Origin of the sequence: Kitasatospora sp. NPDC057500, assembly GCF_042802195.1 — a bacterium.
Taxonomy (GTDB): Bacteria; Actinomycetota; Actinomycetes; order Streptomycetales; family Streptomycetaceae; genus Kitasatospora.
The window spans coordinates 1-3842 of the sequence record NZ_JBHVER010000371.1; the positions used below are offsets into that span (position 1 = coordinate 1).

Genomic DNA, 3842 nt, shown 5'->3' on the forward strand with positions numbered 1-3842 from the left:
TGGGTCCGACAGGTCCGCGAGCCCGTCCGCTTCGCCGACGCGCTCAACGCACTCGACGACGTCACCACCTACGTCGAGCTCGGCCCCGACGGCGTACTCTCCGCCCTCGTCCAGCAGCCCGACGCCGTCACAGCGCCCCTGCTGCGCCGCGACCGCGACGAGGCCACCACCGCCCTCACCGCCCTCGCCGGCCTGTGGGTCAACGGCACCCCCGTCGACTGGTCGCCGCTCTTCACCGGCGTCCAGCCTGCCGAACTGCCGACCTACGCCTTCCAGCGGCAGCGCTACTGGCTGGAACCCCATGTCCAGACGCCGCCGGTGTCCGCCGACGAATCCTTCTGGGACCCGATCGACCGCGCCGACACCGCCGTGCTCGCCGCTCGACTCGGCGTGCCGGCAGCCGTGCTGGAACCGCTCGTGCCCGCGCTGACCTCCTGGCGCGCCCGTGGCCGTCAGCGGTCGAAGACCGACGGCTGGCGCCACCGGGTCACCTGGAAGCCGGTCACCGAGCCGATCGGGGCGGCGCTGCGTGGCCGCTGGGCGGTCGTCGGCGACGACGCGTCGTCGCTCGCCGCCGCGCTCACCGGCCTTGGCGCGGAGGCCGAGGCCGTCCCGCTCGGCGACCGCACCGAACTGGCGCGACGGCTCGGCGAGTTGCAGCCCGATGGCGTCCTCGTGGCGCCGGCGGCCCCGCTCGTGGGCATCCTCGCCGTCGTCCAGGCGGCGGCGGACGCCGAGACCGGGGCGCCGCTGTGGCTGGCCACCCGGGGCGCGGTGGCGACAGGGCGAGCGGACGGTGCGCCGGACGTCCTGGCTGCCGCCACCTGGGGGTTGGGCCGGGTGGCGGGCCTCGAACACCCGGAGCGCTGGGGCGGCCTGGTCGACCTGCCGGAAGCCCTCGACACCCGGGCGGTCGCCCGGCTCGGCGCGGTGCTCAGCGGAGCGCTCGGGGCCGAGGACCAGGTGGCGGTCCGCGGCGGCGGCCTGCTGGTCCGTCGTCTGGCGGCGGCGCCCGTCACCCCCACGCTCGGCGGTTCCACCTGGCGCCCGCGCGGCACGGTGCTGATCGCCGGTGGGACCGGCGGCCTGGGGGCGCAGGTCGCCCGCTGGGCTGCCGGGAACGGCGCGGCGCGGCTGGTGCTGGTCTCGCGGCGCGGTGTCGAGGCGCCGGGTGCGGACGCGCTGCTCGCCGAACTCCCCGGTGCGGAGGCGCACGCCTGCGACCTGGCGGACCGCGAGGCCGTCGCGGCTCTGCTGGCGGCGGTCGGCCCGGTCGACGCCGTCGTGCACGCGGCCGGCGTGGCCGAGGACGCCAGCCTGGTCGCCGCCGACGCAGCCCACCTGGACCGGGTGATCCGGGGCAAGGTCGACGGCGCCCTGCACCTGGACGACCTGGTCGGCGAGGTGGACGCATTCGTGGTCTTCTCGTCCATCTCCGGCGTCTGGGGCAGCGCCGGACAGGCGGCCTACGCGGCCGCCAACGCGGCGCTGGACGCCGTGGTCGCCCGCCGCCGTGCCCGTGGCCTGGCGGCCACCGCGATCGCCTGGGGCCCGTGGGCCGAGGTAGGGATGGCCGCCGAGGCGGAGATCGCCGAGCGGCTGCGCCGCCGGGGCCTCACCCCGCTCGCCCCGGAGCTCGCGCTGACGGTGCTCGCCGCGGCGGCCGGTGCCGGCGAAGACGCGGTCACCGTAGCCGACGTGCGGTGGGCGGACTTCCTTCCCGCCTTCGTCAGCACCCGCTCCCGGCCGTTCTTCGCGGACCTCCCGGCCACCCGCGACCTGCTCGCCCCCGAGCCGCGGGGCGGCGGGGCCCCGGCGTCCGCGTTCGTCCAGCGGTCGGCGGCCCTCCCGGCCGCCGACCGGAAGCGGCTCGCCTCCGAGGTCGTCCGGACGCACGTCGCCGCGGCGCTCGGGCACAGCTCGACCTCGGCGGTCGAACCGTCGCGTGCGTTCAAGGAGTTGGGCTTCGACTCGCTGACGGCGGTCGAGCTGCGCAACCGTCTGCAGGCGGCGACCGGGCTGGTGCTGCCCGCGACGTTGGCCTTCGATCACCCGAGCGCCGAGCGACTGGTCGATTTCCTGCTGGGGCTGGTCGCCGTCGGTACGGAGCCGGGCTCGGTGAACCCGCTCCTGCCGGTTTCCTCGGTGGACGACGATCCGATCGTGATCGTGGGGATGGGTCTGCGGTTGCCGGGTGGGGTGGAGACCCCGGAGGCGTTCTGGGAGTTGGTCGCGTCGGGTGGGGACGGGATCGGTGCGTTCCCGACGGATCGCGGCTGGGACCTGGAGGGCTTGTATCACCCGGATCCGGAGCACGCGGGGACGTTCTACGCCCGTGGGGGCGGGTTCCTGTACGGCGCTGGTGAGTTCGATGCGGGTCTGTTCGGGATCTCGCCGCGTGAGGCGTTGGCGATGGATCCGCAGCAGCGGTTGCTGCTGGAGACGTCGTGGGAGGCGCTGGAAGCTGCGGGGGCTGATCCGCTGGGTCTGCGGGGCGAGCCTGTGGGCGTTTTCGTGGGTGCGTCGTTCATGGGCTACGGCACCGGGGCGGGCGAGCCGGGGGACGGGCTGGAGGGTCATCTGCTGACGGGGACGGCGTCGTCGGTGATGTCGGGGCGGATCTCGTACACCTTCGGGCTGGAGGGTCCGGCGGTCACGGTCGACACCGCCTGCTCGTCGTCTCTGGTGGCGCTGCATCTGGCGGCGCAGGCGCTGCGTGGCGGCGAGTGCTCGATGGCGCTCGTTGGCGGCGTCACCGTGATGCCGAACGCGGATGTGTTCGTGGAGTTCTCGCGTCAGCGGGGGCTCGCGGCCGATGGTCGGTGCAAGTCGTTCGGTGCGGGTGCGGACGGGACGGGGTGGTCCGAGGGTGCGGGCATGCTGCTGGTGGAGCGGTTGTCGTCGGCTCGGGCGGCGGGTCGTCGGGTGCTGGGTGTGGTGCGGGGTACGGCGGTGAACCAGGATGGTGCGTCGAACGGCCTCACCGCCCCGAACGGTCCGTCGCAGCAGCGGGTGATCCGGGCGGCGCTGGCACAGGCGGGGCTGTCGGCGTCCGAGGTGGATGCGGTGGAGGCGCACGGGACGGGTACCTCGTTGGGTGACCCGATCGAGGCGCAGGCGCTGTTGGCGACGTACGGGCGTGACCGCTCCGGTGAGCCGTTGTGGCTGGGGTCGGTGAAGTCCAACATCGGGCACACGCAGGCGGCTGCGGGTGTGGCGGGGATCATCAAGATGGTTCTCGCGATGCGGCACGAGATCCTGCCCGCGACGCTGCACGCAGACGAGCCGTCGCCGCACATCGACTGGACGTCCGGCACGGTCGCACTGTTGACCGAGGCGCGTTCGTGGGAGGCCATCGGCGGCCGTCCCCGCCGAGCGGGTGTCTCGGCGTTCGGGGTCTCGGGCACCAATGCGCACGTCATCATCGAGGAGCCGCCGACTGCGGAAGCGTCCGTCGATTCGGTGGTGGAACTCCCGCTGGTGCCGGTGCTGTTGTCCGGTGACACGCCGGAGGCGCTGCGGGCGCAGGCGGAGCGGTTGCGGCGTGTGGCCGGTGAGGAGTTGCGGGCGTTGGGTGCCGCGTCGGTTCGGCGCGCCGCGCTGGCGCACCGGGCGGTGGTGCTGGCCGAGGACGCCGAGGCGCTGGCCGGTGGACTCGCCGACGTGGCCTCCGGGAGCGGTGGGCTGACGGGCACGGCACGAGCCGGCCGGGTGGCGTTCCTGTTCACGGGGCAGGGGGCTCAGCGGGTCGGGATGGGCCGTGGGCTCTACGAGGCGTTCCCGGTGTTCGCGGACGCGTTCGATCAGGTCGCCCTGCATCTGGACGCGCATCTGGAGCGGCC

The 3842-nt window shown here is 74.6% G+C and carries 1 protein-coding gene; it reads left to right on the plus strand.

The features are described from left to right. On the plus strand, positions 1-3842 hold a 3842-nt coding region (locus ACFU74_RS36500; protein WP_380764435.1), incomplete at both ends, for an SDR family NAD(P)-dependent oxidoreductase.